Source organism: Anaeromyxobacter soli, from assembly GCF_022808855.1.
GTDB lineage: Bacteria > Myxococcota > Myxococcia > Myxococcales > Anaeromyxobacteraceae > Anaeromyxobacter > Anaeromyxobacter soli.
In genome coordinates this window covers 1-23,025 of the sequence record NZ_JAKZLF010000014.1, presented here as the reverse complement: position 1 = coordinate 23,025, position 23,025 = coordinate 1, and the positions used below count along the sequence as shown (strand labels likewise).

The window sequence follows — 23,025 nt, the reverse complement described above, 5'->3', positions numbered from 1 at the left end:
CGCCGTCGGTGAGGCATACTGCGCGAGTCCGGAATGCGCTCCGAAGTCGTGCAGAACCTCCTCGTCCTCCTGGCGGGAGCGGCCCTCCTCAACGCCGTGTTCGCGGCGGCGCTGTGGCGGAGCACGCGCGACGCGCTGTTCCGGATGCTCTTCGTCGCGTGGGCGACGGTCATCCTGTCGGCGCTGCTCCAGAGCGCGCTCACCCACAACCACCTCATCGTCACCATCGGCTTCGCCTCGGTCTTCATCAACAACGCGGCGTTCGCCCAGCTCCTCGCCGCGGTGGCCGAGGTGACGGTGCCGTGGCGCAGGCTCGTCCTGCTGCTGGCGGCGGGACTCGCCGCCTCGGCCCTCGTCGCGGCGGCGGGAGGATCGTTCGTCCTCGTCTCGGCGCCCACAGCGCTCGCGGTCGCCGCGCCCACCGTGGCGGTCGGCTTCAAGGTCTTCCGCGACCGCTGGTCCACGCTCCACGCGCAGGGGCGCGCGCTCGCGCTCTCCTGCATCCTCTTCTCGGTCCACAACCTCGACTTCGTCTTCCTGCGCGAGCGGGAGGCGCTCGCGCCGGTCGGGTTCACCCTGGCGTTCCTGGTGATCTTCGCGATCTCGATCAGCGCGCCCGCGGCGCTGCTCGAGATGGTCACGAAGCGCCAGGCGCGCCTCGCCGCCCAGCTCGAGATCGCGCGCACCCTCCAGGCGCGGCTCGCGCCCACGGACGCCCGGCTCGATCGCCTGGAGTTCGCCTGCCACATGCGGCAGGCCGACTCGGTCGGCGGGGACTACCTGCAGCACTTCAAGACGGGGAGCAGCGAGTGGTTCTTCGCGGCGGACGTCGTCGGCCACGGCTTCCACGCGGGGCTGCTCGCGCTCATGGCCCACAGCGCGCTCTCGTCGATCATCGAGGCCCGCCCCGAGATCACCCCCCGCGAGCTGAACCAGCTCGTGAACCGGGTGCTGTGGCGGAACCTCGCCCAGCTCGAGGACCGCCGCTACATGACGATCGTGGCGATGCGGCGCGACGACCGGGACGGGCGGCTCGTGGTGAGCGGGTGTCACGCGGACCTGCTCGTTTACCGCGCCCGCTCGCGCGAGGTGCAGACGCTCGCCCTCGAGCACTTCCCGCTGGGCGTCGGCTTCACGCCGGACCTGGCCCTCGAGACCATCGGCGACGCCACCCTCGAGCTCAGGCCGGGAGACCTGGTGTTCGTCGCCACCGACGGGGTGTTCGAGGCGCCGCGCCTCGGCCGGCACGAGCTCGGGCTGTTCGGCGCCGAGCGCGTGGGCGAGCTCTTGTCCGCGTGCGGCGCCGAGCCGCTGTCCGAGATTCGCCGGCGGCTGGTGGAGCAGCTCGACGACTTCACGGGCCGGCGCTACGCCGACGACGTGGCGTTCTTCATGCTGCGCGCGCGCCCCGAGGGAGCGCTGGCGTGAAGCTGAGGCTCGAGATCGCCGCGCGCTCCGCCGACGTGCTGCGCTGCAGGCAGCTCGTGGGCGAGGTGTACCACCGCCGCTACGGCGTGGTGTTCTCGAGCGACACCTACGACCTCGACCGGAAGATCGAGCCCTGGCCGCACCGCTTCCTGATGGGGTTCGTCCGCGACGAGCTCGCGGCCGTGTCCGGGCTGTACGTGCGGAACACCTACGTCGAGCGCTTCGGGCTGGTGGACGACGACGAGGTCCGCGCCCGGCTGCGCGAGGCGGGCGTGGACGGAGAGTACGAGCCCGCCGAGCGGCGCGAGCTGACGAAGCTCGTCATCGCCCCGCGGCTGCTCAACTCGGGGCTCGGCCCGCTGTTCATCGCGTTCGCCCACGCGCGGGCGTTCGTAGAGCTCGACGCCCCGCGACCGCCGCTCGTCACCTTCTGCGTCGTGCGATCGATGAAGCGCCTGGTCGAGCGGCACGGGATCCGCACGCGACACCTGAAGCCGTTTCCCCACTACAAGGTCCACGAACACTACCGGTCGGAGCGGAACCCGATGGACAGCTACCTCGTCATCCCGCACCTCGACGTACCGGCCGCCTTCCGCGACCTGCGCATTCCGGGCGAGCACGCGCTCGGCCCGTGGCTGGGAGACGAGCGATGAGCAACCTCACCGTCCTCGGCGCGTTCCACGAGGCCCCCGCCCAGCCGCTCAGCGCCATCGAGATGGAGGTGGTGCCGATAGACCTGGTGACCGAGTGGAGACGATGCGGCATGATCGCCGACTTCATGGCCGACTACATGGTGTACGGGTTCGAGCGGCGCGAGACGGCACGCAGCGTCCTCTCGACCGTCATGAACGAGCTCGTCGAGAACGCCGCCAAGTTCAGCGCCGACGCGCGGACGCCGGCGCGCGCCTCGATCCGCAATCACGGCGAGGTCGTGCTGCTCGAGATCCGGAACGAGGCGAGCGACAAGCACGTCGCGAGCCTGAAGGAGCTGCTCCCGGTGCTCGCGCACGACGACGCGACCGCCGTGTTCCGGCAGCGGCTGCAGGACCGGCGGGGCCTCGGCCTCGCGCTGCTCGCGCGAGACTACCGGGCGACCGTCGGGGCCACCGTGGAGCCCGCCGACGCCGGAGGGAAAGCCACGGTCTGCCTGCGGGTGGCCATGAGCGCGGCGGAGGTGGAGCAGCGATGAAGGCGCCACGCCCGGACTACTCGGTGGACGCGGGGCAGTCGCCCGGGACCTGGCTCTTGCGCGGGGTGATGCGCCTCGAGTCGCCCGAGGCCTACGCGCGGGCGTTCGAGCCCATCGTCGCCTCGCTCACGAAGCTCCCCGCGATCTCCCTCGATCTCTCGCAGGTGGTGTTCCTGAACAGCTCCGGCATCCGCGCGCTCGCAGACGTGCTGCTGCTCGCGCGCGAGAAGCGCTGTCAGGTCACGCTCTTCGGGAGCGCCGCGGTCCCGTGGCAGAAGAAGCTCGCGAGCTCGCTCACGGCCCTCTTCCCCGAGTTCGTGATGCGCGTCGACCGCTGAAGCGGTCGCGCCGCCCGCGCGCGAGCGGTCGACTACTCGAGCAGCGACGTCGGCGAGACGGCCAGGGCCTTGGCGAGGCTCTCGAGCGTCTCGAGCGGCGGCGTCCGCTGCCCGCGCTCGAGCATCGAGATGTAGGACACCGAGAGCCGCGCCTTCCCGGCCAGGGCCTCCTGCGAGAGCTTGCGGCGGAGACGTTCGCTCTTGAGGTTCAGGGCGAACTTGTCGGCGAGACGCGGCATGAGGAGCTCCTGAGTTGAAGTTGCGGAAACCGCAACATGGGTTGCGAGAACGGCACGATCCCACACTACCACTCAGCGTGCGGCTTCACCAGACCGTGCGTGTACGTTACTTGCGGGACCGCGCGGCGGGGAACGGGACGTCGTACCGCGCGAGGAGGCGGCGCAGCGAGAAGTAGGAGACCCCGAGCGCCTTCGCGAGGCCGCGGGGGTCGCGGGCGAAGAAGCGGGTCGCGGCGAGCAGATAGCGGCGCGCGGCCTCGCGGAACGGCAGGACGTCCTCGCGCGAGCGGAGCGGCCACAGCCCGGGCATCGTGCCGACGAGCTCCCCCGCGAGCTGCGCCAGCCTGCCACGCGCCTCCTCCACGTCCGCCTCGTTCTGCTCGATCGTGTGCGTGAGCCGCCGGCGCTCGACCGCGAGATCCACGGCGTGGCCGAGCGCGGCGCTCGACTCGTCGTGGCAGTCGAAGAAGAAGTCCGCGCCCGCCATCACGGCGGCCATGGCATCCGAGGCCCCCGCCGCCGTCGCGTACGCCAGGATCGCGAGGCGCTCGTGGGATTCGCGCAGCTCGCGGATCGTCTCGAGCCCCGGTCCCTTGGGCAGCTCGAGGTTCACCATGGCGATGGTGGCCCCGGCAGCGCGCTTCAGCGACTCGGCGCCGCTCGAGGCCGTGAGGAGCTTGAACCGCGGGTGAGCGCCGGGCTGGCCCGGTCGCGGGCTCCCCCTGACCTCTGCGAGCCGCTCGCGGATCATGCGGCGGTGCGCATCGTCGGGGGCTACGAGCAGGAGCACGTCGTCGAACGCGTCGGGAAGATCCCTGCGGATCGCGCACATCGCGCCTCGTCTACCACGTCCCGTCCCCGGTGACGGCGTCCAATCGTCTGCCGCGGCCGTACACTGGCTCGCACACCCAACGGGAGGCACAGCGCATGCCCAGCCACCATCAGTTCGAGCTTCTGGACCGCGTGCATTCACTGCGAGGACGCCCGCCCCCCGCGCCCGCCGCCGGAGGCCCGCCGCCCGAGCCGGACGAGGTCCTGCGCCCGGGCGCCGAGGCGGACTCCTGGCGGCCGGAGGCGTTCCCCGCCGGCGATCCGGCGGCGCGCCTGCGGCTCGCCGCGCGCGTGGTGGAGGAAGGCCTCACGGTCCACGACACCCTCCGCGAGCAGCTCGTCGAGCTCCTCGAGACGCGCGAGCCGGCGCTCGAGCTCGGGCCGGAGGCGCTCTCCGAGCGGATGGGCGCCCATCTCCAGGGGCTGCCGCTCGCGTACCACGGCACCTGGTTCCTCTACCCGTGGTCCAGGCGGGTGGTGCGTGTGCTCCCGGAGCCCGAGTTCCGGGAGCTACGCTCGAGCCGGAACCGGAACAAGATCTCCTCCGAGGAGCAGGAGCGGCTCCGCGCGGTCCGGCTCGGGGTCGTCGGCCTGTCGGTGGGGAGCGCGAGCGCCATCGCCCTCGCCATGGAGCAGGTCGGCGGGGAGCTCTACCTCGCGGACCACGACCGGCTCAGCCTCTCGAACTTGAACCGGCTGCGCGCGGGCGTCCACGAGCTCGGGGTCCCGAAGGCGGTCCTCACCGCGCGCGCCATCGCCGAGCTCGACCCGTACCTGCGCGTGTGGCCGTTCCTGGACGGGATCACCGATGCGAACATGGACCGGTTCCTCCGGCCCGACGGGCGTCCGCTCGACCTCCTCGTGGAGGAGTGCGACGACCTCTACGTGAAGGTGCGGGTCCGGGAGGCGGCGCGGGCGCTGCGCATCCCCGTGCTCATGGAGACGAGCGACCGCGGCCTCCTCGACGTCGAGCGCTTCGACCTCGAGCCCGAGCGTCCCATCCTCCACGGCCTCGTCGGCGCGCTCGACGCCGAGGAGCTCCGCGGGCTCGACACCTCCGAGAAGGTGCCGATCGTGCTCCGCATCCTCGGCGAGCGGTCCATCTCGCCGCGCCTCGCGGCCTCGCTCGTCGAGGTGAAGGCGACGCTCAAGACCTGGCCGCAGCTCGCCTCGGCCGTGTCGCTCGGCGCGGCGGTCGTCACCGACACCGCCCGCCGGATCGCGCTCGGCGAGCTCAGGTCGTCGGGGCGGTTCTACGTGGACCTCGGCGAGCTCGTGCGCGACGGGGCGGGGGCGGTGCAGCCCCTCCTGGCGGAGCCTGTGCCCGCTCCGGCCGCGACGCTCGAGGAGGCGCGTGCGGCGCCCCCGGCCGCGGCCGTCGCCCCGGCGGCGGTCCGGGCGGGCGCGGCGCTCGACACGCAGCGAATCCGGGCGCTCGTGGAGCTCGCCACGCTCGCGCCCTCGGGCGGGAACTGCCAGCCGTGGCGGTTCTCGTGGGACGGCAAGCGCCTCCGCCTCCTCCACGACGCCGCCCGCTCCCGGTCCTTCCTCGATTACCGCGACCTCGCGAGCTGGCTCGCCTTCGGCGCCGCCGTGGAGAACATCGCGCTCGCCTCGGCGGCGATGGGGCTCGACATGGCGGTCGACCTCGCCCCGGATCCGCGCGAGCCCGCGCTCGTGTGCGACCTCCGCTTCGCGGCCTCGCGCGCGCCGGCCCCGGCGAGCGTCCTCTCCCTCGCGGCGGCGATCCCGGACCGCGCCACGAACCGGAAGCTCGGCCCGCGCGCGCCGCTCGCCCGGGAGGCGCGCGACCTGCTCCTCCGCGCCGCGGCGGACGTCTCCGGCGCGGCGCTGCACCTCGTCGAGGACTCGGAGCGGCTCAGCGAGCTCGGCGAGGTGCTGGGGCGCGGGGACCGGCTCCGCTTCCTCTCCCGCACCATGCACCGCGAGATGATGGGCGAGCTGCGCTGGAGCGCCGACGAGGTGCGCAGGGGCGACGGGCTGGACGTCGCCACGCTCGAGCTCTCCGGCGCGGACCTGGCCGGTCTCCGCGTGATGTCCTCCTGGCCCGCCATGGAGCTCGTCGGCCGGCTCGGCGGGGGGCGCGCGCTCGAGAAGCCGGCGGCGAAGGCCATGGCGGCGGCGAGCGCCGCGGGGCTCGTGTCCGTGGCGGGCCGCACGCGCGAGGCCTACTTCGCGGGCGGCCGCGCCATGCAGCGCGTGTGGCTCCAGGCGACTGCCCTCGGGCTCGCGTTCCAGCCCATGACGCCGCTCACGTACCTCTTCGCGCGGCTCGAGCTCGGCGACGGCGAGGGCCTCGCGCCGCCGGAGGTCGCCACGCTGCGCGCGCTGCGGGGTCGCCTCGCCTCGGTCTTCCCGGAGGCCTCGGGCCGGGGAGAGCCGATGCTGTTCCGCCTCGCCGTCGCGCCACCCCCCGCCGCGCGGGCGCTCCGCCGTCCCCTCGCCGAGGTGCTCGAAATCGAGCCGCGCGCGTCCGACTCGCGGGCGGGTCCGCTGCGGGCCGGACCGTCCCTCCACGCTCCGACGCGCCGGCGAGCGGGGTGAGCCCTCGCGCCCGCCGCGGTGGCCTCGCGAGCGCCGTCTCCGAGGTCGCCCCGGCGCTGCGTGGCGAAAGGCGTCCGGGCGTCTCTGCGGGACCGCTTCACCGGGCGCCGGCGCTGTACACCGCCGGGCGAAGCCCGCCGGTGCGCGGCAGCCGGACGGTGAAGCGGGTCGGGCGGCCCGGGCCCGACGCGACGTCCACCCGGCCGCCGTGCGCCTCGACGATGGTCCGGACGATGAAGAGCCCCAGGCCGAGCCCGTCGGCGCCGGCCTGGCGGACGTCGCCGCGCCGGAACGGCTCGAAGATGGCGCGCGTCGCCTCGGGCGGGATGGGCGGGCCGTCGTTCTCGACCTCCACGCGCACCGCGTCGGCCTCGCCGGCGGCGCGCAGGCGCACCGGCGTGCCCGCCGGCTGGTACTGGAGCGCGTTCGAGACGAGGTTCGCGATCGCCTGCTGGAGCCGGTCGGGGTCCCACGCGCCGGAGAGGTTCCCGTCGAGGGAGAGCGCGACCGCGTCGGGTCCGTGCCGGAGCGCCGCCTCGTCCACCACCGGGCGGCAGACCTCGCGCAGGTCCATCGCGCGCGGGGCGAGCGGGATGCCGCCGGCGTCGCGCACGCGCGTGAAGTCGAGCAGGTCGCCGATCATCCGGGCCATGCGGCGCGAGCTCGACAGGATGCGGGCGAGCGTGCGCGCCTCCGCCGGCGGCAGCGTCCGTCGCGAGAGCAGCGTCGCGCCGGCCTCGATGGCGGACAGCGGCGTGCGCAGGTCGTGGCCGACGATGCCGAGGATCCGCGCCTGCACCTCGAGGGCGACGCGCCGCTCGCGCTCGCGCTCCTCGTGCGCGCGCAGGGCCTGGCGGACGCTCCGCGCGGCGAGCAGGAGCACCGCGGCGAGCGCGAGGTTCGCGACGAGGAACACCGCGTCGCCGAGGGCGGTCTTGCCCGACCAGGCGCGCTCGCGCTGCTCGAGCGCGCCGACCTCGAGCGCCACGAGCTCGCCGCGGGCGTGCTCCATGTCGTCGAGGAGGTGAGGGTCGGTGGTGGGGTGCCAGGAGGCGCCGGTGAGGAGCGCGGCGTCGTGGGCGCGCCGCTCCTCGGCCATGGCCGCGAGCGCGGCATCGACCCGCCCGACGAGCGCGTCGGTGGGCGCGCGCCGCTGCGGCTCCCGTGACGCCCGCTGGGTGAGCGACGCGAGCTCGACGCGGATCGCGGCCACCGCCCGCTCGTGCCGGGCGAGCTCGGCGGGGCCGCGCACGAGCAGATAGCCGCGGTGGCTGCTCTCGGCCTCGCGGACGGCGGCGTCCAGCCGCTCGAGGGCGAGCACCGCGTCGGTCGACTCGGCGGCGCGCGCGGCGTTCTCCTGACGCGACTTCGCGACCGCCAGGTACACCCCCACCGCCACGACGATGGCGAGGATGGCGGCGACGAAGCCGGTCACCGGACGAGCGGGCACGCAGCTAGGCAACCCGGCGAGCGGGCGGGCTCTTCCCTCTCATACGGGGAGGCGACGGGGTGCGTCTTCGCCCCACGTCGCCTCCTCCCAGGCGGGTCGCTCGCTAGAGCCGCTCCGGCGCGGGGTGCCCCGGCGCGGGCGCGCCGCCGGGCGGGCCCCCCGCGACGTCGGTGAAGAGGGGGCTCTCGGGGAGCGCGGCGGGGAGCGGCCGCGTCCGGGCGCGCACGCCGCGCCAGGCGAGGATGACGACCGGGAGCACGCCGCCCACGATGAAGAGCGCATCGCCGGGGAGGCGCGCCCACTCGAACCACGTCAGCGGCCGCGCGGTGAGGAACTCCAGCGCGCGCGCCTCCCAGTAGCCCACCGTGACCGAGCGGTGAAGCTGCAGGACGCCGATGGGGAAGAGCGTCGCGAACACCATCCAGCCCAGGCCGACGTTGAGCGACCAGAAGCTCACCGCCGCGAGCCGGTCCGACCAGCGCTCCGGCGGGACGAGGTAGCGGAGCCCGAACAGCGCGAGCCCCACCGCGAGCATGCCGTAGACGCCCATCATCGCCGCGTGGCCGTGGTTCGCGGTGAGGGCCGTGCCGATCTGGTAGTAGCTCACGATGGGCAGGTTGATGAGGAAGCCGAAGATCCCGGCGCCGACGAAGTTCCAGAACCCCACCGAGGCGAGGAACGCGACGGCCCAGCGATGCGGGAACCGCACGGCGCCCGCCTGCTGCTCGCGGCCCAGGGAGAGGAAGCTCCACGCCTCGAAGGTGAGGAGGGTGAGCGGGATGACCTCCGCCGCGGAGAAGAAGGCGCCGAGCGCCATGTGCTCCGCGGGCTCGCCCGAGAAGTAGACGTGGTGCATGGTCCCGACCACGCCCCCCACCGAGTAGAGGATGATCTCGAGGTAGATGAGCCGGAGCGCGATCCGCTCGGCGACCACCCCGAGCAGCACGAACAGGTAGGCGACGACGACCGTGGTGAAGAGCTCGAGGAAGTCCTCGACCCACAGGTGCACCACCCAGAAGCGCCAGTAGTCGGTGACCGTGAAGTGGCCGCGCGGGTGGGCGAGCAGCCCGACCGCATAGAACGCGGGGATCGCGAGCGCGGCGAAGAAGAACAGCCAGGGCATGTTGCCGAGGTGCTCGCGCGCGAGGCGGGGGCGCAGCGCCCGGAACAGGATCGCCACCCAGGCGAAGAGCCCGAGGATGAGCAGCACCTGCCAGAAGCGGCCGAGCTCCAGGTACTCGAAGCCCTGGTTCCCGAACCAGATGCTCCGCGTCCAGCCGTGGATCCCGGCGAGCTCGCCGATCATGCTCCCCACCACCACCACCGCCAGCGCGCCGAGCAGCGCGAAGGCGAGCGCGCGCTGCCCGGGCGGCTCGCGCCCGGCGATCATGGGCGCGAGGAAGATGCCGGCGGCGAGGTAGCTCGTCGCCACCCAGAAGATCGCGAGCTGCAGGTGCCAGCTCCGCACGACGTTGAAGGGGAGCAGCGCGGCGAGGTCCACGCCGAAGAAGTTCGAGAGCTCGGCGCGGTAGTGCTGCGTCGCCCCGCCCACCAGCGTCTGCAGGAGGAAGAGCAGCGCCATGACGAGGAAGAACCAGCCGGTCGCGCGCTGCGAGGGCGTGAGCGGCACCTCCTCGGGGCGGCGGAAGGTGAGGGTCTGCGACTCGCGCCCCTGCCAGCCGAGGAACCGCCAGCGGCCGAAGGCGGCGAAGAGGAGCCCGGTCCCCGCGAGGAGGGCGATGAGCGAGAGCACGCTCCACACCACCATCGGGCCAGTCGGGACGTTCTGGACGAGGGGCTCGGGCGGCCAGTTGTTGGTGTACGAATAGTCCTGGCCGGGGCGCCGGGCGGCGGCCGCCCAGGCGCTCCAGGCGAAGAACGCGGTGAGCAGCCGGACGTCCTCCGGCCCCGAGACGACGTCTCGCGCGAGCCCGGTCCGCGCGCTCGGCTGGGCGAAGAACGCCGCGAGCTCTTCGCGGTAGTGCTCGAAGGCGAGCGCCTGACCCTCGGTGAAGCGGAGCGTGTCGCTCGCCGGGTCGTAGCGGTTCGTCTGCAGCTCGGCCCAGGTCTTCGGGCCGCCCGCCCGCTCCGGCTCGCCGTTGCGGCGCGCCATGAAGCGGGCGGTGCGCCGGAGGTAGTCGGCGGTGAAGTCCGGCCCGAGGTAGCCGCCGTGGCCGAAGACCGAGCCGTACGACATGAGGCCCCGTCCCAGGAAGAGCTCCTGCCCCGAGAGGACGTCGTCCCGCGTGAAGACCACCCGCCCCGCCGGGCCGACGACCCGCTCCGGGATGGGCGGCGTCGCCGTGTAGGTCCGGTAGGCGAGCACCCCGAGGATGCCGAAGCCGACGAGCATGACGAGCAGCGCGGCCTGCAGCCAGCCGCGCGACACGAGGAGCTGCCTGCGCATGAACCCTCCAGCGTTCGAGCCTCGCCAAGGGTGGAGATAACGCGCGCGGAGGACAACACGACACCCTCCGTGGAGGCTTCACCGAACGTCATCGACCGACCCGTGGGTGCGGCCCGGCTCCTCGTGCGGCGGCGCTGGCCCTCGCCGGACAGGGGGGCGGGCGCCGGCGCGAGCCGGGCGGGATACTGCGCGCCCTCCTCGGCGCTCACCTCGGCCGTCCGGCCGCGACGCGCGGGACCACGGCGGCCCGCCGCGCGCGGGGGCGCGCTCCTCCCCGGCCGCGCTCGACGGTGGCCCAGGCGAGCGCGCCGCCCACGCCGCAGAGGGCCGCGGAGATCGCCATGGCGCGCTGGAAACCCTCTGTGAGCTGGCCGGAGGCGACGTCCGCCGGGGCGATGCCGGCGGCGAGGGGCAGCACCGCCACGGCGAGGAGACCGGCCGCGCGCGCGACGGCGTTGTTCACGCCCGAGGCGACGCCAGCCCGCTCCGCCTCGACGGCGGAGAGCGCCGCCGCGGTGAGCGGGGCGACCGCGAGGCCGAGCCCCACGCCGAGCGTCGCCACGCCCGGGAGGACGCCCCCGAGGTAGCTCACGCCCGGCACGGCCCGGGCGAGGAGCGCGAGACCGAGCCCCGCGACGAGCGCGCCCGACGCCATGAGCGGGCGGTTCCCGACGCGCCCCGCGAGCCGGCCCGACCACGGCGAGAGCACGAGGAGGCAGGCGGTGAGCGGGAGGAGCGCCGCGCCGGAGGCGAGCGGCGACCAGCCCAGGCTCCGCTGGAGCTGGAGCATGAGGAGGAAGGTCGCGCCGCCGAGCCCGAAGTAGAGCGCGAGCGTGGCCGCGTTCGCCCCGGTGAACTGGAGGGAGCGGAAGAGCGACAGGGGGAGCATGGCCGACGGACGGCGCTCCACGAGGACGAACGCGACGAGCGCGAGGGATCCCGCGAGCGCAGCCACCGTCACCCGTCCGCCGCCGCCCTCGCCGGTCGCCTCGATGAGCGCGTAGGTGACCGCGCCGAGCCCGAGGGCGGCGAGGACCGCGCCCGCGACGTCGAGCCGGCGCGCCACGGGCGCGCGGGACTCCGGGACGAAGCGCACCGCCGCCCAGATGCCGAGCGCGGCGATCGGGAGGTTCACGAGGAAGACGGCGCGCCAGGACACGGCCTCGGCGAGCCAGCCGCCGAGGAGCGGCCCGAACGCGGTCGTCACGCCGGAGAGGCCCGCCCAGGCCCCGATGGCGCGCCCCTGCTCCTCCGGCGCGAAGCAGCTCCGCAGCAGGGCGAGGCTCCCGGGCACGAGCAGCGCCGCGCCCACCCCCTGCACCGCCCGGAACAAGACGAGCGCGCCGGCGTTCGGGGCGACGCCGCAGAGGAGCGAGGCGACCGCGAACCAGGCGAGCCCGATGGTGAACACGCGGCGGCGCCCGTAGCGATCGCCGAGGGCGCCGCCGGGGAGGAGGAGCGCGGAGAGGGTGAGCAGGTAGCCGTCGAGCGTCCACTGCAGCGCCGAGAGGCCCGCGCCGAGCTCCCGGCCGAGGACCGGGAGGATCACGTTCACCACGGTCGAGTCGAGGAACGCGAGCCCCGAGCCGAGGATCGCCACGAGGAGCACGCCCCTCCCCGCCCGGCTGCCGTAGCGCACCGTCTCCCGCACCCCGCGAACCTTAAGGCGGCGCAGCGCCGGGGGCCGGGCTTCGGCGGGCCGCGCCGCGTCGAGTGGCCTCAAGCGCGGGAGCGCGCAGCGGACGCGCGACGTGGGGCGCTCCATGGGCCGCAGCCCCTTGGCCCGAGCGCCCGCGCCACTTCAGCCGCGCTCGTAGCGGCGCAGTGCCGGTGCCACGAGCGCGGTGACGAGCGCGGCGGCGATGCAGAGGAGGCCGCCCGAGGCGACCGAGAGGCGCGGCCCGAACGCGCGCGCGACCGCGCCCGCCTCCACCTCGCCGAGCTGCGGCCCGCCCATGAAGAAGATCATGTTGATGGAGCCCATCCGCCCGCGGAGCGCGTCCGGGGTGAGGAGCTGGCGAAGCGTCTGGCGGATGACGGTGCTCACCGTGTCGGCGGCGCCCGCCGCCGCCAGCGCAGCGAGCGAGAGCGGGAAGGAGCGCGAGGCGCCGAACACCGCGATGGCGCCGCCGTAGGCGCCGACCGCCCACAGCACCGCGCGCCCCTCGCGCCGCGGGAGCGAGCGGGTGGCGAGGAACGCGCCCGCGAGGGCCGCGCCGGCGGGCTGCGCGGCGTAGAGGACCCCGAGGCCGCGAGGGCCGACGCGGAGGAGCTGGTCCGCGAAGATGGGCATGAGCAGCATCGAGCCGCCGAAGAACGTCGCGAAGAAGTCGAGCAGCATCGTCGTGCGGATGACCGGGGCGCGGCGCAGGAAGGCGAGGCCCTCCTTCACGGCGCCGAGCCCGAGCGGAGTCGCGCGCGGCGGCGCGCGGTGGCGCATGACGAGGAGCGCGCCGATCACGGCGAGGAACGAGGCCGCGTCGAGCGCGTACAGCGTGACCACGCCGCCCCAGGCGAGGAGCACGCCCCCGAGCGCGGGGCCCACGACGTTCGCCACCTGCCAGCCCGTGAACGCGAGCGAGAGCGCGCCGGAGAGGTGCTCGGGCGGCACGAGGAGCGGCACGAGCGCCTGCCGCGCCGGGTTGTCGAAGGCGATGGCCGCCGCGCCGACCGCCACGAGGCCGTAGAGGAGGCCGGGCGTCGCGAGGCCGAGGTGGCTCGTCACCGCGAGCGTGACGGACACCGAGGCGAGCAGCGTCTGGGTGACGAGCATGAGCCGGCGGCGGTCGACCGCGTCCGCCACGACCCCGCCGCCGAGCGCGAAGGCGATGACCGGAGCGACGCGGAAGAAGCCGAGGAGCCCGAGCGCGAGCGGCGAGCGGGTGAGCACGTAGAGCTGCCAGACGATGGCGACGTGCTGCATCTGCGTGCCCGTGGTCGAGACGACCTGGCCGAAGAGGAGGTTCCTGAAGTCGCGGGAGCGGAGGGCCGCCGGGAGCGCAGGCACGCGCGGAGGAGAGCACGGGCGGGCCTGCCTGTCGATCCGGCGGCCCCTCCCTCCGGCGGCCCGCGCCGTCACTCGCCCGCGCGGGCGGCGAGCCAGGCGTTCGCGTCTGCGAGGCTCTCCTCGGAGATCGTGTGGCCGATCGGATACTCCCGGTACTCGACGCGCGTCCCGAGGAGCGGCGCGAGGAGCGCCCTCGCCTCGCGGCCGCGCTCCACGGGGATGACTGCGTCGTCCCTGCCGTGCAGCACGAGCGCCTCGAGCCGGGCGAGCGCGGGCGCGGGCGCGGCGCGGGAGAGGCTCTGCGGCAGCACGCGGCCGGAGTGGGCCACGAGGCCGCGCACGAGCTCGGGGCGCGCGAGGGCGAGCGCGTAGCTCATCACCGCGCCCTGCGAGAACCCGAACAAGAACACCCGCGCCGGATCCGCGCCGTACGCCCCGCACAGCTCGGGGACGGCCTCCGCGAGCGCCTCGCGGCTCGCCTCGACCTCGGCCGGATCGAGCGTGGTGGGCGTCGCGCTCCGGTCGAGCACGTACCAGGCGAAGCCGGAGGGCGTCATGGCATAGGGCGCCCGCGCCGACACGACGAGGAAGCGGCGGTCGAGCCACGGCGCGAGCGCGAAGAGGTCCCGCTCGTCCGAGCCGAGCCCGTGCAGGAGGAGCAGGAGCGGCGGGTGGGAGCGGGCGGGCGCCGGCGCGCGGACGAGGTGCTCGAGCGTCACCCACAGACGCTATCCCGCTTCCGCCATCGCCGCCCGCCGGACGGCGCCGCTCGACCGGGGGCCCCGGTGGCCGCCTGCCCGACGTGCGCGCGGGCCGGCAATTCCGGCGGCGGGATGACGGCCGCCCCGCCCCGCCGTGCGCATGCTTCCGCCGGACCGAGGAGATTCCACGTGCGGCGACTCGAGACCTGGACCGCGCTGGCCATCCTGGGTGGCGCCACGGCGCTCGCCCTCTCGCGGCGCATCGGGCGCGTCCGGCTGCCCGGGAAGATCGCGTTCGTCACCGGCGGCTCGCGAGGGCTCGGCTTCCTCGTCGCGCGCGAGCTGGGGCGGCGCGGCATGCGCGTCGTCATCTGCGCCCGGGACGAGGAGGAGCTCGAGCGCGCCCGGGGCGGCCTGGCGGCCGAGGGGATCGACGTCACCGCGCTCCCCTGCGACGTCACCGACGAGGACGGGATCCAGGGGCTCGTGGCCGACGTGGAGCAGAACCTCGGCCCCATCGACGTGCTCGTGAACAACGCCGGCATCATCCAGGTCGGCCCCGTCGAGACGATGAAGACCGAGGACTACCGCCGCGCGATGGACGTGATGTTCTGGGGCGCGCTCCACGCCGCCGAGGCGGTGCTGCCCGGGATGCGGGAGCGGCGCCGCGGCACGATCGTGAACGTCACCTCCATCGGCGCCGCGGTGGGGCTCCCCCACCTCGCGCCCTACGACGCGGCCAAGTTCGCGCTGCGCGGCTGGTCGGAGGCGCTCGCGGCGGAGTCGATCCGCCACGGGGTGCGGGTCGTGACGGTCGTCCCCGGGCTCATGCGCACCGGCTCCTTCGGCCACGCGCTCGTGAAGGGGAAGCGCTACGCGGAGGCGAGCCTGTTCGCGCTCGCCGCGTCGCTCCCGCTCGTCACCTCGAGCGCCGATCGCGCCGCGCGCCGGATCGTGCGGGCGATCGAGAACGACGAGCGCTTCGTGGTGGTGGGCGTGCCCGCGAAGGCGCTCCGGATCGCCCACGCGCTCTTCCCCGGCACCGTGGTCCGCACGCTGGGGGTCGTGAACCGGCTCCTCCCGCCGGCCGAGCCGGGCGCCCGCGAGGCGATCGCGCTGCCGGGTGAGCTCTTCCGCCGCGGCCTCGCGCGCTCGATCCTGACCGCGCTCGGCGATCGCGCCGCGCGCCGCTACAACGAGGAGCCGGAGCAGGCCTAGCCGCGACTCGCATGCAAAAGCGAAGGGCGACGGTGTCTCCACCGCCGCCCTTCGTCTTCGGCTGAGCGTTGAAGGCGCCCTAGGGCATCGGCGCCGTCTGCCCCGCGAGGTGCAGGTTGGTGTTCCACGACAGGCCCGCGGACACGATGACCACGTCGGTCTGGAACGTGCCCGGGAAGGCGGTCGTCCCCTCCGGCGTGACCTTGTCTCGCCGGCCGTAGAAGAACGCCGCGTTCGCCGCCAGCCCGCGGTTGCCGAACGCCCAGGTGAGGCCGGTCGAGGCGCCCGTCGTGTTCGAGTCGGGGAGCGTCGGCGAGTAGGTGGTCTTGCGGAGGCCCGACTGATCGCGCATGAGCCCGAGCCGGAGGGCGAGCGTCGGGCTCACCTCCCACTCCACGCCGCCGCGGATGACGTTGCCGTTGCGGTAGTCGCGAGGCACGGAGAGCGTGAGCCCCTTGTCGCCCACGAACGTGTCGTCGCGGTACACGACCCAGCGCGACCAGGACCACTGCAGCGTGACGAGGAGCGGCTTCGCCACGCGGTAGCCCACGCCGAGGTTGAGGAGGTTCGGGATCGTGACGTCGTGCGTGACGCCCTGGTCCTGCGTCTCCGGGCCCTCGAGGGCCGGCGGCACCTCGAAGTTGCCGTCGCCCTTCAGCGTCGCGTGCGCCTTGTGCTTGTAGTCCACGCCGATGGTGAGCGGGACGGACAGCAGAGGCTGGATCTCGGCGGAGACGTCGTAGGTGAGCGCGCCGCCCTTGGTGTCGAGCTCGCCGTAGGCGTCCGGGAAGGGCTGGATGCCCTGCTTCAGGTACTCGAACCCGTAGTACCAGACGAGCCCGCCGCCGACCCGCACCTGCGGGATGACCTCGTAGCCGGCGGTGAGGTAGGTGCCGAAGAAGCGCCGCTGCACCTCGATGATGCGCGCGCGCCCCTGCCAGTCGTCCTTCCAGAACTGGTTGCCGCCGAACGGGCTCCCGAAGCCCACGCCGACGCCGAGGCCGCGCCCGGCGAGCTTCGTGCCGAAGCCCGCGTAGACGTTGACGGGCGTGACCGGCTCGAAGCGCGTCGTGGAGCTGCCGGTGAGGCTCGTGCTCCCCGCCGGCGCGGTCCAGTCGGTCCAGATGTCGAGGAACGAGCCCGCCACCGAGACGGCGGGCCCGTCGAGCTTGGAGAGCGCGGCGGGGTTGATGAACGCGGCGCCGGCGTCGACCTGGGCGCCGACGGCCGACGAGGAGAGCGCGAGGTCGCGCGGGTTGACGTTGATGACCTCGTAGCCGCTCGCGAGCACGAGCGACGGGACGAGGAGGAGGGCCGTCAGGATCGTCTTGCGCATGGGTGGCGTCTCCTCGTCAGTCGAGCGTCACGGCGGGAGCGGGAAGGGTGCGGTCGAGCAGGAACCGGGCCGCGTCCTCGCGCACCGGACCGCCGATGGACGTGCCGCCGAAGAGCGGCGCGAAGGTGTCGAGGATGACCCCGTGGTCGACGCAGCCGCCCGCGGCGGAGCGGCTGTCGTAGAGGGTCGCGTCGATGGCCCCGAGGTCGAGGAGCAGGTCTCCGTAGGCGAGCGGGACGCCGCCGACGACCGTGGTCCGGTTCGGCACCACCGGGTCGCACTTCGAGAGCTGACCGAAGGTGGCCGTGGTCGAGGAGGCGAGCGGCCCGAGCGCGGCGAGCGGGCTCGGGAGCTTCGTCTGGACGTGCTGGGCGTAGTTGATCGGGTCGGCCGGGTCGAGGATCCACTTCGCCAGGATGAGCGTCTGGACGTAGCGGGCCGCCACCGCCGGATCGGTCGCGATCTTCGAGCGGTCGATGCCGAGCGAGAGGAAGAGCTGATCGACCGCCGCCTTGAACGCCGGGGCGTTCGTGAAGATGTCGGTGAGCGTGCCGCCCGGCGAGGAGAGCACCGCGCGCGAGACGCGCGGGTTCGTGGCGGCGATCTCCGTGCCGTTGATCCCGCCGAGCGAGAGCCCCTCGAGGTAGACGCGCGTCGGGTCGATCCCGACGCCGTGGCCCGCGAGCGCGGCCGCGAGCGCGTTCACCTGCGGCTGCGGGAAGCCGCTTCCTGGCGGCGGCCGGGCGGCGGCGAGGATGAGGGCGGCGTGGTCGAAGAGGTCCTGCCGGATGCCGTCCCGGATGCGGAAGAAGTTGCCCGAGATGAAGTAGTTCCCGGAGGCCTCGGTGGTGAAGTCGTTGCCGAGACGCAGGTGCCCCGTCGTGCAGGTGCCCGGCGCGACCGCGTCACCCTGGCCGGCGCGCGCGGCGTCGGGCGTGCACACGCCGTCGGCGGTGCCGTCGGTGGTGCAGTCGGAGTTCTGCGAGCAGAAGGCGCGATCGCCGTGGTAGGGCGCGTCCGTGGCGATGACCACGAAGCCCTTCGCGGCGAGGGACTCGGCGACGCCCAGCATCTGCAGCCGCCCGCCGTTCAGCCCGTGGTGCCACACGACGAGGGGCGCGACGCAGGGCGGCGCGCCGCACTTCGGCACGGCCACCGTCGCCGAGAGCTGGACGGGCGTCCACGCGCTCGGGTCGGGGTTGAGCGCGCCGTTCGCCGGGTTGATGGCGTCGAGGCTCACGAAGCGGGCGTCGAGGAACGCGGCCACGCTCGGGAACAGCGCCGCCTGCTGCGCGGCCGTGATGCCGAAGCTCGCGAGGTCGAGGGGCGCCGCCGCCACCGTGGTGAACGCGGCGTTGTCCGCCATGTTGCCGTCGCCGTTCGGATCGTACGGCGCCGCGGAGAGCTTGACGCTCACGTCGGTCACGGTCTGGGTGGTGACCGTGTAGGCGAGGACGACGTGGTCGCGGGTGAGCGAGGCGTCGCCGGAGAGCGCGCCGAGGTTGTCGAGCAGCGGCGCGAGCCCGGTCCGGAGCGCCTGCAGGCCGCCCGCGTCAGCGTCGCTCACGCCGGGGATCTGCGACTTGCCGTCCACGACGAGGGGGTTCTGGAACCCGAACACGATCTCGGCGAGCGTGCTGCGCACGAGGGCCGCGTCCTGCGTGTCCTTGACGCGATCGGTGACGATGACGGCATAGCGGGTCTTCTGCTTGAGCGGCGGGACGTAGACGATCCCGGCGGGCGTCGGCGTGGGGACCGGAATTCCGGGCTGGAGCCCGAGCGCGGTCGTGACGCTCGTCCCCTGCACGTCGCGGTTCAGCGCGGGCGGCTGCGTGAGGTACTCCGCCGAGCCGGGCGCCCCGGCGCCGAGCGCGGCGGCGACGTCGCGCATGCGGCGGGGGGTCCCGCCGGCGGGCAGCTCGAAGACGAGGACGCTGTTCGCGTTCACGGTCGCGGCCTTCACCGGCGCCGTCAGCGGGACGAGCATCATGCCCGTCGTCGAGAAGCCGTCGAGGGTGGCGAGGCCGGCCGCCGCCGGCCCGAAGGCGGGGTTGTTGCGCACCTTGCCGGAGGCGGGGTCGAGGAGGAAGTCGGACGGGAAGGGGATCTGGCCCGAGCCGCTGTCGGTCAGCGGGCTCGCCGTCGAGGGCTGCGTCCCGAAGGTCTGGACGCTCGCGATCTCCTGGTGGGGGAAGACCGTGTCCACCGCGGCGAACGCGGAGAGCTGGCCCGGCACGGTCGAGGCCTGCCAGAGGACGGTGAGGCCGGAGGGCGTCTGCGTCTCGACGGGCTTCCACCCCACGGAGCCCGCGTAGAGCGCCTGGAGCGAGCTGAGCTGCTGCACCTGCGCCGGCGTGATCCCGGGCGGCTGGTTCTCGTGGCTCGTGAGATCGACGCCCTGCGCGACGAGGGCGATGGGCCTTTCGGCCGCCACGGCGCGGCCGTCGGTCGTCTTCACGCCGTGCTCACCGCCGCGCAGCGCGGCGACGTAGCGCCCCGGCGCCCAGCGGCGGCTGCCGGCGGCGTCCGCGACCTTGCGGAGGGCGAGCACGCCGTTCGCGTACCCGCCCACCTCGACGGGGATCCGCTCGGCGGCGCCGGCGGTGATCTTCAGCACCGCGACGGTGCTCTCGTTCACCGTCTTGAGGTCCAGGCTCGGGGGGGTCGCCGAGCGCGAGTAGGTCCCGTCGTCGACGTTCCGGGTGGAGGTGTGGAACGGGACGGTGATCGCGACCTCCTGGTCGCTCGGGAAGCCGCCCTTCACCACGAACGACTGGAGCAGCTCCTTCTGGAGCCCTGCCGGCAGCGTGGGGGCGCTCTGGAGGGCGAGGTCGTTGGGGAGCGGGATGGCGGGGGGAGAGAAGGACGCGAAGACCAGCACGTCGGGCGGTCCGTTCTGCTCGACCGACTGCGTGCAGGCGGCCGCCAGAACCGCGGCGGCCAGAATCGTGGCGCGGCGATGGAACATCGATGTCTCCTCGTGACGCGGACGGGGAGTAGAGAAAGCTACGGGGACAAATGGACCGATTTGCGCGTCAGCCTACGTGAAGTCAAGAAAGAGCGCCCGGCGCGCCGCGTCATCCTCGGCGCGAACGCGAGGCGGCGCGCGCACGGGAGCTCTCGGCTCTCGGTCGCGAGGAAAGACCTGAGCGCGAGCGGCTCCGACGCTCACGTGATCGCGTGGCGCGCGCCCTTCGACAGGACGCGCGCCACCCAAGAGGAGCGGTCAGAACGAGTAACGCGCCTGCGCGCTCGCAATCCAGACGCTGGCGTCGTACGAGCCGACGAGCGCGCCGCGCGGCGAGGGCTGGAAGCCCGTCGGCGGGCGCGGATCGACGTTCGGGAGGTTGCTGCTCGCCTCCTTGATGAACAGGTACGCGCCGCCGACGTCGATGGCCGCCTGCCTCGAGAACGCCCACTGGAGGCCGGCCGCCGCCCACCAGCGATCCTCGTCGGGCAGGCGCGGCGTGCGGAACTCGTCCTGGACCGGCGTCTTGTCGAAGGCGGTGCCGAGCCGGACCTTCAGCATCTGGGTCGCCTGGTAGTTCGCGCCGAGCCCGACGCGCCAGCTGTCGTCGAACTCGAGGGGCGTGCTCGAGAGCGGCGCGCCGCTCTTTCTGTAGATGGAGAGGTCCGTGATAGAGGACCAGCCCGTCCAGGTGAAGTCTGCGAGCAGCTCGAGCGCGGGAAGGACCTTCTGCGCGACCGCCACCGAGACCGTGTCCGGCATCTCGATGGTCGTCTTGACGGGGCCGTTCGGCAGCCCGGTGGCGAGCAGCGCCGGCCGGTTGCTGAAGGAGACGTCTCCCTTCACGTGGTGCTTCATCGTCGAGCGGTACGAGACCCCGACGCGCGTCTGCGTCGGCAGCTCCAGCATCGCGCCGGCGTTCCAGCCCCAGGTCCAGGTGTCGCCCGAGACCTTGGCGACGCCCTCGCAGCCGCCCGCGGCGGTGCCGCAGCCGGAGGCCGCGACGGCGGCGAGCGCCGCGGCGCCGCCGGCCGCGAAGGCGGCGGCGCTGTAGTTCACGGCGTTCGTCAGCTCGGCGTCGAGCCGCTGGTAGTTCGCGCCGGCGCCGACCGACAGCCACGGCGCGATCTTCCACGCCACCGTGGGGTTGAGGTTGATGGTCTCGACCGAGGACTTGAGGGCGTGGAAGCGGCCCACCCACCCCGAGTCCCAGTTCGTCTCGAGGCCGAACGGGACGCTCACGCCGAGGCCCGTCCAGATGAGTCCGGGGACGGTCTCGAACGAGACGTAGCCGCTCGGGACGAGCGACAGGGAGCCGCCGTCGCCGCCGTTGCCGCCCAGCGAAGGCTGCAGCGGCGTGGCCCGCGTGCTCCCGCTGTCCGTGAAGTCGGGAGAAGGCCGGATGAAGTCCAGCGCCGCCACGAGCTGCAGGCCCGGCACCCGGGTCAGGCCGGCGGGGTTGAAGAAGATGGTGCTCGCGTCCTCCGCCGCGGCGGCCTGGCCGGCGTAGGCGTTCCCGAGCCCGCTCCCGTTCTGCTCCACCAGCTGGAAGCCGGAGGCGCGGGCGCCGCTCGGCGGGGCCCAGAGCGCGAGCGCGACCGCGGCGATGAGGGAGGTGCGTCGCAGGTGGGTCTTCGTCACGGGATCCCCTCCTTGTTCGACACCCGTCATCGGGCGCGTCGCGCACGATGACGGGAGCGAGACCGAGTCTTTTCGCGTCGAGCACGCCGGCTCGACGCGAGCTGACACCGCGCGTCACTCTAGCGGTCCGGTGACGTGGGTACCGAGACCACGCGTGGATCACCCCGAAGGACCGCAGCCCGAGCTTCACTCTCCACTCGACGCGCTGCGTGATTCCCGGGTCGAGCCCGGGAGGGTTGTGAGTCCCACTCGGGACTCGCTAGCATCGATCCTTTCCCCTGCCCCGCGGAGAAGGACCCATGACGCGCCCCGCCCCGCTGCTCGCCGCCGCCCTGCTCCTCGCCTCACCGCTCGCCGCCCTCCCCGACGAGCCGCAGAAGCTCACCCTCGACACCTCGGGCTGGCTCCTCCTCAACACCTACGCGAGCTCCGGCGCGCTGAACGCGAACGACCTGCCTCGCTTCGCGCGGGGCGGTCCGGACGGCGAGGCGGCGCTCGGCATGGGCGTGCGCCAGAGCCGGCTGCGCCTCAACGTCGGCATCCCCTCCGACGGCCTCCTCGCGAACGCGAAGCTGAAGGCGCTCGTGGAGCTCGACTTCATGGGAGGAAACACCGTCGGGTCCGACGATCCGTCGCTGCCGCTCGTGCGGCTCAGGCACGCGTGGGTCTCCGCCGCCTGGCCCGAGCTCGCGAACCTCACCGTGCTCGCCGGCCAGACCTGGGGGATCGTGGGCGGGCCGTACTTCGCGCAGAGCCTCTCGCACCTCGCCACGCCGCGCTTCGCGGGCGCGGGCTTCCTCTACCGCCGCGCGCCGCAGGTGCGCGTCTCCGGGGATCTGGGGCGGACGTTCGGCGTCGTCTACCAGCTGGGCGCGCTCGCGCCGCTCGACCGCGCCGGCGTCACCGCCGACGCGGCGAACGGCGCGCCGGGGCCGGCGGGGGAACGCTCGGGGACGCCGAACGTGGAGGCGCGCGTCGCGGGCGTGTACCGGCCCGGCGGCAAGGCGACGGCGGAGCTGGGGGTGTCCGGCCACGCCGGGCGCGAGAAGTACTCCTTCGCGGCCACCGCCGACCGGGCCGCGAAGGACGTCACCGCCGAGAGCCGCGCCCTCGCGCTCGACCTGAAGCTCGACCTCCCCTACGTGCAGCTCGTGGGCGGCGCGTTCGCGGGCGAGAACCTCGACATCCTCTACGCCGTGAACGCGAAGGGCGTCGTCGCGGACGTCGCGCTGGCGCGCGTGTCGAACGTCGAGACGCGCGGGCTGTGGGCGCAGGCGGCCGTGACGCCCGTGCCCGGGTACACCCTCCTCCTCGGCGCCGGGCGGGAGGACCCGCGCGACGCGACCCTCCCGGCCGCGAGCGCGACCTCGAGCCCGATCCGGCGGAACAGCCAGCTCTCCGCCGGCGCGCTCGTGAACCTCACCTCGCGCTGGCGCCTCGGCCTCGAGGCGACGCGCTACGTGACGGACACCGCCACGGTGACCGGCGCGGACACGTACACGGCGAACCAGCTCGAGCTCTCGACCTTGCTGGCGCTGTAGCCGGAGCGGCCCCTCGCGCTGCGGCAGAGCGGCCGCCGCGCGAGGGCCGCGTGCCTGAGCCGCCGATCATGATTCGCGAACAGGCGAGCGAAGCGAGCCCGCCGGGGCGACGCCGCGGAAGCGGCGAAGCCGCTCGCGGCGGCGCACGGGACCCGGCGAGCAGGGG

The 23,025-nt window shown here is 74.0% G+C and carries 17 protein-coding genes; 7 read left to right on the top strand and 10 right to left on the bottom strand.

All coding sequences use genetic code 11. From position 1 onward, the window contains the following. The first annotated feature begins 33 nt into the window (after window positions 1-33). From MLV88_RS11770 to MLV88_RS11755, 4 genes are read left to right on the top strand one after another with little or no spacing between them, the layout of a single operon-like run. A complete protein-coding gene (locus MLV88_RS11770) occupies window positions 34-1,428 on the top strand; it encodes a PP2C family protein-serine/threonine phosphatase (RefSeq protein ID WP_242353944.1) in 1,395 nt (464 codons plus the stop codon). After that, entirely contained in the window at window positions 1,425-2,081 is a 657-nt protein-coding gene (locus MLV88_RS11765; RefSeq protein ID WP_242334053.1) for a hypothetical protein, read from the top strand. The genes MLV88_RS11770 and MLV88_RS11765 overlap by 4 nt, the downstream gene beginning before the upstream one ends. Then, the gene (locus MLV88_RS11760; protein WP_242353946.1) at window positions 2,078-2,617 is read left to right on the top strand and encodes a slr1658 superfamily regulator; all 540 of its coding nucleotides are present in this window, start codon (window positions 2,078-2,080) and stop codon (window positions 2,615-2,617) included. Before MLV88_RS11765 ends, MLV88_RS11760 begins: the two co-directional genes overlap by 4 nt. Further along, window positions 2,614-2,955, top strand: coding sequence for an STAS domain-containing protein (locus MLV88_RS11755; RefSeq protein WP_242334047.1), 342 nt, complete (start codon window positions 2,614-2,616; stop codon window positions 2,953-2,955). The genes MLV88_RS11760 and MLV88_RS11755 overlap by 4 nt, the downstream gene beginning before the upstream one ends. A gap of 32 nt (window positions 2,956-2,987) precedes the next feature. On the opposite strand, the gene MLV88_RS11750 is transcribed toward MLV88_RS11755, so the two are convergent. Next, the gene (locus MLV88_RS11750; protein WP_242334044.1) at window positions 2,988-3,194 is read right to left on the bottom strand and encodes a helix-turn-helix domain-containing protein; all 207 of its coding nucleotides are present in this window, start codon (window positions 3,192-3,194) and stop codon (window positions 2,988-2,990) included. Window positions 3,195-3,300: 106 nt separating this feature from the next. After that, on the bottom strand, window positions 3,301-4,026 hold the full coding sequence (locus MLV88_RS11745) for a response regulator (RefSeq protein WP_242353957.1): 726 nt from the start codon (window positions 4,024-4,026) through the stop codon (window positions 3,301-3,303). 95 nt (window positions 4,027-4,121) lie between these two features. Here MLV88_RS11745 and MLV88_RS11740 point away from each other — a divergent pair, with 95 nt between their 5' ends. Beyond that, on the top strand, window positions 4,122-6,590 hold the full coding sequence (locus MLV88_RS11740; RefSeq protein ID WP_242360623.1) for an Rv1355c family protein: 2,469 nt from the start codon (window positions 4,122-4,124) through the stop codon (window positions 6,588-6,590). Window positions 6,591-6,687: 97 nt separating this feature from the next. Here MLV88_RS11740 and MLV88_RS11735 read toward each other — a convergent pair whose 3' ends face one another. The 5 genes from MLV88_RS11735 to MLV88_RS11715 all read right to left on the bottom strand — a co-directional run bounded on the left by MLV88_RS11735 (window position 6,688) and on the right by MLV88_RS11715 (window position 14,173). After that, window positions 6,688-8,040, bottom strand: coding sequence for a sensor histidine kinase (locus tag MLV88_RS11735; RefSeq protein ID WP_242334037.1), 1,353 nt, complete (start codon window positions 8,038-8,040; stop codon window positions 6,688-6,690). A gap of 103 nt (window positions 8,041-8,143) precedes the next feature. Then, window positions 8,144-10,447, bottom strand: a complete 2,304-nt coding sequence (locus MLV88_RS11730; RefSeq protein ID WP_242334034.1) for a nitric-oxide reductase large subunit — start codon at window positions 10,445-10,447, stop codon at window positions 8,144-8,146. A 205-nt stretch (window positions 10,448-10,652) separates the two neighbouring features. Next, window positions 10,653-12,098 (bottom strand): DHA2 family efflux MFS transporter permease subunit, encoded by a 1,446-nt coding sequence (locus MLV88_RS11725; RefSeq protein ID WP_242334031.1) that lies wholly within the window; start codon window positions 12,096-12,098, stop codon window positions 10,653-10,655. A 150-nt stretch (window positions 12,099-12,248) separates the two neighbouring features. Further along, on the bottom strand, window positions 12,249-13,454 hold the full coding sequence (locus MLV88_RS11720; RefSeq protein WP_242334027.1) for an MFS transporter: 1,206 nt from the start codon (window positions 13,452-13,454) through the stop codon (window positions 12,249-12,251). Between the two features lie 68 nt (window positions 13,455-13,522). Continuing rightward, the gene (locus MLV88_RS11715; RefSeq protein WP_242334024.1) at window positions 13,523-14,173 is read right to left on the bottom strand and encodes an alpha/beta hydrolase; all 651 of its coding nucleotides are present in this window, start codon (window positions 14,171-14,173) and stop codon (window positions 13,523-13,525) included. Between the two features lie 171 nt (window positions 14,174-14,344). Here MLV88_RS11715 and MLV88_RS11710 point away from each other — a divergent pair, with 171 nt between their 5' ends. Further along, window positions 14,345-15,373 carry an SDR family NAD(P)-dependent oxidoreductase gene (locus MLV88_RS11710; protein WP_243337560.1) on the top strand — a complete coding sequence of 343 codons (1,029 nt, stop codon included), beginning with the start codon at window positions 14,345-14,347 and terminating at the stop codon, window positions 15,371-15,373. A 79-nt stretch (window positions 15,374-15,452) separates the two neighbouring features. Here the strand turns inward: MLV88_RS11710 and MLV88_RS11705 are convergent, their stop codons facing one another. The 3 genes from MLV88_RS11705 to MLV88_RS11695 form a co-directional block, all read right to left on the bottom strand. Beyond that, on the bottom strand, window positions 15,453-16,709 hold the full coding sequence (locus MLV88_RS11705; protein ID WP_242353985.1) for an OmpP1/FadL family transporter: 1,257 nt from the start codon (window positions 16,707-16,709) through the stop codon (window positions 15,453-15,455). A 16-nt stretch (window positions 16,710-16,725) separates the two neighbouring features. After that, entirely contained in the window at window positions 16,726-19,677 is a 2,952-nt protein-coding gene (locus tag MLV88_RS11700; protein ID WP_243337558.1) for an alpha/beta hydrolase family protein, read from the bottom strand. Between the two features lie 258 nt (window positions 19,678-19,935). After that, complete coding sequence (locus MLV88_RS11695) at window positions 19,936-21,318, bottom strand: OmpP1/FadL family transporter (protein WP_243337557.1); 1,383 nt, start codon at window positions 21,316-21,318, stop codon at window positions 19,936-19,938. Between the two features lie 299 nt (window positions 21,319-21,617). Between MLV88_RS11695 and MLV88_RS11690 the strand changes: the two genes are divergently transcribed. Beyond that, the gene (locus MLV88_RS11690; RefSeq protein WP_243337556.1) at window positions 21,618-22,859 is read left to right on the top strand and encodes a hypothetical protein; all 1,242 of its coding nucleotides are present in this window, start codon (window positions 21,618-21,620) and stop codon (window positions 22,857-22,859) included. Window positions 22,860-23,025: the final 166 nt, after the last annotated feature.

Bases quoted from the DNA above. Each gene is read 5' to 3' on its own strand.
- MLV88_RS11750 (WP_242334044.1), bottom strand. From the start codon at position 3,194: ATGCCGCGTCTCGCCGACAAGTTCGCCCTGAACCTCAAGAGCGAACGT.
- MLV88_RS11700 (WP_243337558.1), bottom strand. From the start codon at position 19,677: ATGTTCCATCGCCGCGCCACGATTCTGGCCGCCGCGGTTCTGGCGGCC.
- MLV88_RS11730 (WP_242334034.1), bottom strand. From the start codon at position 10,447: ATGCGCAGGCAGCTCCTCGTGTCGCGCGGCTGGCTGCAGGCCGCGCTG.
- MLV88_RS11755 (WP_242334047.1), top strand. From the start codon at position 2,614: ATGAAGGCGCCACGCCCGGACTACTCGGTGGACGCGGGGCAGTCGCCC.
- MLV88_RS11705 (WP_242353985.1), bottom strand. From the start codon at position 16,709: ATGCGCAAGACGATCCTGACGGCCCTCCTCCTCGTCCCGTCGCTCGTG.
- MLV88_RS11740 (WP_242360623.1), top strand. From the start codon at position 4,122: ATGCCCAGCCACCATCAGTTCGAGCTTCTGGACCGCGTGCATTCACTG.
- MLV88_RS11760 (WP_242353946.1), top strand. From the start codon at position 2,078: ATGAGCAACCTCACCGTCCTCGGCGCGTTCCACGAGGCCCCCGCCCAG.
- MLV88_RS11745 (WP_242353957.1), bottom strand. From the start codon at position 4,026: ATGTGCGCGATCCGCAGGGATCTTCCCGACGCGTTCGACGACGTGCTC.
- MLV88_RS11690 (WP_243337556.1), top strand. From the start codon at position 21,618: ATGACGCGCCCCGCCCCGCTGCTCGCCGCCGCCCTGCTCCTCGCCTCA.
- MLV88_RS11770 (WP_242353944.1), top strand. From the start codon at position 34: ATGCGCTCCGAAGTCGTGCAGAACCTCCTCGTCCTCCTGGCGGGAGCG.